Source organism: Thermoanaerobaculia bacterium (assembly GCA_035717485.1).
Classification (GTDB): Bacteria; Acidobacteriota; Thermoanaerobaculia; order UBA5066; family DATFVB01; genus DATFVB01.
On record DASTIQ010000016.1, the window covers coordinates 1 to 6,111 of the forward strand.

A 6,111-nucleotide genomic window follows, 5' to 3' on the forward strand; every position below is an offset into this window, starting at 1 on the left:
AGCCGATCGTCTTCGAAGGAAAACCGGCGTACAAGATCGAACTCTCGGCGATATCGAACGACTTCATCTCGAACTTCTTCGTGGTTCGCGACTCGATCACGTCCTGGATCGACCGCACGACGCTCCAGTCCCTGCGTTACGAGAAACACTCCGTCGAGGGCAAGCGGGTCGACGACGAGCGGATCGATTTCGATCTCGCGGAAAAGATCGCGACGCGCGAGAGCGGCCGGAAGATCCCGTTCGAGACGCCGATCTTCGACTCTCTCTCGTCGGTCTATTACCTCCGGACGCGGGATCTCGCTTCCGCCGAGCCGATCGAAATCGAGGTCGTTTCCGGCAAGCGCGCCTACCGGCTCGAGGTGGACGTGCTCGGTCTCGAGAACGTGAAGACGCCCGCGGGAACGTTCCTCGCGCGCAAGGTGCACCCGAAGATGAAGGAGGAGGGACTCCTGAAGAAGGGGGGCGATCTCTGGATCTGGTTCACCGAGGACGCGCGGAAGATCCCGGTGATGATCAAGTCGAAGCTGAATTTCGGGGTGCTGACCGCCAAACTCGAAAGCGGAGCAGCACCTTAGGGTCGGGAGCACGGCGATCCATCGAGCCGGACCGGCGCGTGCCGCCTGCGAGACCCTGCGCCCCGGTATGCCTCGGGATCTCGCGGGCGACCCGCATCCGGTCGGGCTGCGTGTCACCCCTCTCCACAGGACCCGACCGCCGGCTCGTCTCTCGCCCGAAGTGCGTCCCCACGGAGGCGGCGGACTCAACGATGCCCTGTTCTCGGGGACAGGGCCGGAGCCACGCCTCAATTGCTATTTCCTCCCCGCGAAAATAGAGTGCGGCCAGTGCCCCGGAACGGGAATAGCGCCAGTGGCGCGCCTGCGGCTTGCGGACGAGGTCAAGACGTGGTGCGGGAGCAGATGCCGGGAGCATCGGTCCCGCGCCGCAACGCCGAGATCCGCATCGCCATCATCGCGCCGACTTGCCGCTTACCCCGCGGCGCTCCGAATGCCATTACCGTTATTCCCGTTCCGGGGCACTAGAATCGGGGGACCGTCGCCATGCCATTGAAACTCGGAGACCTGCTGCTGAAGGCGAACGTCATCTCGCAGGAGCAGCTCGACGCGGCGCTGAAAGACCAGCGGGACGAAGGGGGAAAGCTCGGCGAGGCGATCGTCCGCCTCGGCTTCGCGACCGAGGACGACATCACCGAGACGCTCTCGCAGCAGTTCGGCGTGCCCTCCATCAACCTGTCCGATTTCGAGATCGAGCCCTCCGTCATCAAGCTCGTTCCCGGGGACGTCGCCCGCAAGTACATGATCCTTCCGGTCAACAAGACCGGCGCGACCCTGACGATCGCGATGGGCGACCCGACGAACGTCTTCGCGATGGACGACATCAAGTTCATGACCGGTTACAACGTCGAGCCCGTCGTCGCTTCGGAGATCGCGCTCCGGAACGCGATCGACCGGAACTACGGGACGCCCCGCTCGCTGGTCCTCAAGGACCGCGGGAAGGCGGCGCCGGCGGCGGGGGGGGGCGCGATCCCGAATCCTCTCGGCACGTTCAGCTCGGCGCTCGGCGGCGGAACCGGACTCGACGACGTCATGGCTTCCGGCCTCACGGCCGACGACATGGCGGCGGTCTCGCTCGGGGAAATCAACCTCGACGAGATCGCGGGCGTCGACGAAGGGGCCGAGCTCGACGTCGTCCGAAGCCTCGAGGGAGAGGAGATCGACCTCGACAGCCTGTCGAAATCGACGGAAGCCGCGCCGATCGTCAAGGTCTCGAACCTGATCCTCATCGAGGCCTTGAAGTCGGGCGCTTCCGACATCCACGTCGAGCCGTACGAGAAGGAATTCCGCGTCCGCTTCCGCGTGGACGGCGTGCTGCACAACATCATGGCTCTGCCGCTCCGGGCCCGCGACGCCCTCATCTCGCGCCTGAAGATCATGGCGAAGCTCGACATCTCGGAGAAGCGCCTGCCGCAGGACGGCCGCATCAAGATCCGTCTCCGCGTCGAGGACCGTTCCCGCGACCTCGACCTGCGCGTTTCGACCGTGCCGACGCTCTTCGGCGAGAAGGTCGTGATGCGCCTTCTCGACAAGGCGAAGCTCCAGCTCGACATGACGTACCTCGGCTTCGAGCCGGAGTCCCTCCGCCGGTTCAAGGACGCGATCGAGCGCCCCTACGGGATCGTCCTCGTGACCGGGCCCACCGGCTCGGGAAAGACGAACACGCTCTACTCCGCGATCTCCGCGTTGAACGATCCCGAGGTCAACATCATGACGGCCGAGGACCCGATCGAGTTCAATCTCGTCGGCATCAACCAGGTGCAGATGAAGGAGCAGATCGGCCTGACCTTCGCCGCCTCGCTCCGATCCTTCCTGCGGCAGGATCCGGACATCATCCTCGTCGGCGAGATCCGCGATTTCGAGACGGCGGAGATCGCGGTCAAGGCCGCGTTGACGGGCCACCTCGTCCTTTCGACGCTGCACACCAACGACGCTCCCTCGACGGTGAATCGCCTCATGAACATGGGGATCGAGCCCTTCCTCGTCGCGACGTCGGTGAACGCGATCTGCGCGCAGAGGCTCGTGCGGCGGATCTGCTCGACCTGCGCCGAGGAAGTGGAGACGCCGCCGCAGACGCTGATGTCGATCGGCTTCTCGGCCGACGAGGTCAAGTCGCTGAAGACGATGCGCGGCCGCGGATGCGATCGCTGCAAGCGGACGGGATACAAGGGGCGGATCGGCCTCTACGAAGTTCTCCTGTTCTCGGACGAGATCCGCGACATGATCCTCTCGGGCGCGTCATCGGTGGAGCTCAAGCGCAAGGCGATCGAGGAGGGGATGCTGAACCTCCGGATGTCGGGGCTGCAGAAGATCCGGGACGGGGTCACCACGATCGAAGAGGTACTTCGGGAAACGGTCCTGTAGACGTTGGGCGGCGCGCGGATACGCGCCGCGATCCCGAACGAAGGCGGATGTTCGGAGCCGGCCGCCGCGCACGGCATCGCAGCCCCTCCGCCCCAGCGCCGGCCGGGCCGGGAGGGCGTCTGCGTGACAGGACCCGCCTCGCCGCCGGTTTCGCTGTTGGAGCTTCGGCGACGCCGATCGTCGGGCCGATGCGGCGCGAAGCGCCGCGCTCCCCCCGAGCGAGCGTCCGCCGCGGGTGTGCGAACCGAAGCTGCCGGGGGCGGGCGGGTGGCGCGACGCGTTCCCGGCGGCGAGCCGGCCGCCGTGCATCGGTTTCGTAGCCCCTCCGCAGCATGCGCCGGCCGGGCGACGCCGGGCGCCGAGCGACAGGACCCGCCAAAGTCCCCGGCCTCCTTCGTCACGCAGCCCCGCCGGCTGCGCGAGCGAGACCCTGTCCGAAGGGCCGGTTTGCAATCCCGGGAAAGCGCCGCTACACTTCCCCCCAACTTCCATGGCGACTACCGTTTCGCTGCATCAATTGCTGAAACAGATGGTGGAGATGGGCGCGTCCGATCTCCATCTGACGACCAACTCCCCGCCCATGGTCCGGCTCGACGGAAAGCTCGCTCCGCTTCCGTATCCGCCCCTCTCGGTTCCCGACACGAAACAGGTCGCCTATTCGGTCTTGACCGACGCCCAGAAGCACCGGCTGGAGGAGACTCTCGAGCTCGACTTCTCATTCGGGGTCAAGGGGGTCGCGCGGTTCCGCGCGAACAACTTCTTCCAGCGCGGCGCGGTCGCCGGGGTCTACCGGCAGATCCCGTACGAAATCCTTTCGTTCCAGCAGCTGAACCTGCCTCCGGTCGTCGAGACGCTGTGCGAAAAGCCGCGTGGACTGATCCTCGTGACCGGTCCGACGGGCTCCGGCAAGACGACGACCCAGGCGGCGATGCTCGACAAGATCAACCGCGAGCGGCCGCTCCACATCGTGACGATTGAGGACCCGATCGAGTTCCTGCATTCGCACAAGAAGGCCATCGTCAACCAGCGCGAGCTGCACGCCGACACGCATTCCTTTCCGAACGCGCTGCGCTCCGTGCTCCGGGAGGATCCGGACGTGGTCCTGATCGGCGAGATGCGCGACCTGGAGACGATGGAGGCGGCGCTCCGCATCGCCGAAACCGGCCACCTGACGCTCGCGACCCTCCATACGAATTCGGCGGCCCAGTCGCTGAACCGGATCGTCGACGCGTTTCCCGCCCATCAGCAGTCGCAGATCCGGACCCAGCTCTCGTTCGTGCTGGAGGGCATCCTCTGCCAGGCGCTCCTCGAGAAGGCGAGCGGCAAGGGCCGGGTGATGGCGATGGAGATCCTCATCCCGAACGCCGGCATCCGGAACCTCATCCGGGAGGACAAGATCCATCAGATCTATTCGATGATGCAGACCGGCCAGCTCAAGCACGGGATGCAGACGTTCAACCAGTCGCTCGCGACGCTCTACCACAAGCGGCTGATCACCCTCGACGCCGCGATCTCGCGCTCCTCGAACCCCGAGGAACTGCAGGAGCTGATCTCCCGCGGCTCGGGCATCAACACGGCGCAGTCGGCCGCCGCCGCCGGCGGTCCCGCCCGCCGGGCGTAGGGAGCGACGATGGCGAATTTCGTCTGGAAGGGCCGGGACCGGACGGGAGCCGTCCAGGAAGGCGTTCTCGTCGCGGACACGAAGGATCTGGCCTTCGCGACGCTGTCCCGGCAGGGAATCGTCGTCAGCGGCATCCGGGAGAAGGGGAAGGAAGCGGCCCTGCCGCGCGCCGGCCGGAGGATCCCGTCCAAGAAGGTCGCGATCTTCACGCGGCAGTTCTCCGTGATGATCGACGCGGGCCTGCCGCTCGTCCAGTGCCTCGAGATCCTGGCGTCCCAGCAGGACCACAAGTCGTTCCAGAAGATCCTCTACCAGGTCCGGCAGGACGTCGAGTCCGGTTCGTCGCTCGCCGAGTCGATGCGCAAGCACCCCCGGGCGTTCGACGCCCTGTACGTGAACATGGTCGCCGCCGGCGAGTCGGGCGGCATCCTGGACACGATCCTCCAGCGCCTCTCGACCTACATCGAGAAGGCGGTCAAGCTGAAGAGCCAGGTCCGCTCCGCGATGATCTACCCGATCGCGGTCATCACGATCGCGGCGTGCGTCGTCGCGGTGATCCTGCTCAAGGTCATTCCGACGTTCGCCGCGCTCTTCGCGGGCCTCGGAGCCGAACTGCCACTCCCCACGCGCGTCGTCATCGCGGCGTCGAATTTCCTCGCGCGGTACTTCATCTTCGTCATCATCCTGATCGCCGTCGGAATCTACGCGTTCCGCGCGTACTACCGCACCGACAACGGCCGCCACACGATCGACCGCATCCTCCTGCAGCTCCCGATCTTCGGGGAGATCCTGCGGAAGATCGCCGTCGCCCGCTTCTGCCGCACGCTCGCGACCCTGACGTCGTCGGGCGTGCCGATCCTCGACTCGCTCGAGATCACGGCCAAGACCGCCGGCAACGCGATCATCGAGGACGCCATCTTCGCGACCCGCAAGAGCGTCGAGGCGGGCAAGACGATCGCGGAGCCGCTGCGCGACGCGAAGGTCTTTCCGAACATGGTCGTGCAGATGGTGTCCGTCGGCGAGCAGACCGGCGCGCTCGACACGATGCTCAACAAGATCGCCGAGTTCTACGAGGACGAGGTGGATGTCGCGGTCGCCGGGCTCATCAAGCTCATGGAGCCCATCATGATCGCGATCCTGGGCATCGTCATCGGCGGCGTCGTGATCGCGATGTATCTGCCGATGTTCAGCCTCATCTCCAAGATCGGTTAACGGGAGAGCGCCGGCGCGCCGATGCCTCGAGCCGGGCGGGCGCGTGCAGCCCGCCGGCTCACGCCTCGACGCGCCTCACCGAGATCGTCACGGAATCCCGTACGCCTTGGCCGCGGGCGGGTCCGCCCGAACCCGTCGCCGCGCCTCACTTCTCCCGATCGGGAAGTCGGCTGGGGCTGGCGCCCGACGGCGTCGCCTCCGCGGAGCGCCTTCATCTCCCGACGCTCACCGGGTCAGCCGGGGGCGAAGGCCCGGCGGGTGAGGGCGCGCCGCCGGCAGGCCGCCGCCGAACCGTCGTAAAATCGTTCAAATGGATTCCCTGACCCGGTCTCTCCGGTTCCT

General features: G+C 66.4%; 4 protein-coding genes. All 4 read left to right on the forward strand.

The genetic code is table 11. From position 1 onward, the window contains the following. Positions 1-575 (forward strand): DUF3108 domain-containing protein (locus VFS34_00770; protein ID HET9792962.1); only part of this gene is annotated, 575 nt, incomplete at its 5' end. Between the two features lie 483 nt (positions 576-1,058). After that, positions 1,059-2,936, forward strand: coding sequence for an ATPase, T2SS/T4P/T4SS family (locus VFS34_00775; protein HET9792963.1), 1,878 nt, complete (start codon positions 1,059-1,061; stop codon positions 2,934-2,936). A 490-nt stretch (positions 2,937-3,426) separates the two neighbouring features. After that, positions 3,427-4,557, forward strand: coding sequence for a type IV pilus twitching motility protein PilT (locus VFS34_00780; protein HET9792964.1), 1,131 nt, complete (start codon positions 3,427-3,429; stop codon positions 4,555-4,557). 9 nt (positions 4,558-4,566) lie between these two features. After that, positions 4,567-5,769, forward strand: a complete 1,203-nt coding sequence (locus tag VFS34_00785; GenBank protein HET9792965.1) for a type II secretion system F family protein — start codon at positions 4,567-4,569, stop codon at positions 5,767-5,769. The last annotated feature ends 342 nt before the right edge of the window (positions 5,770-6,111 follow it).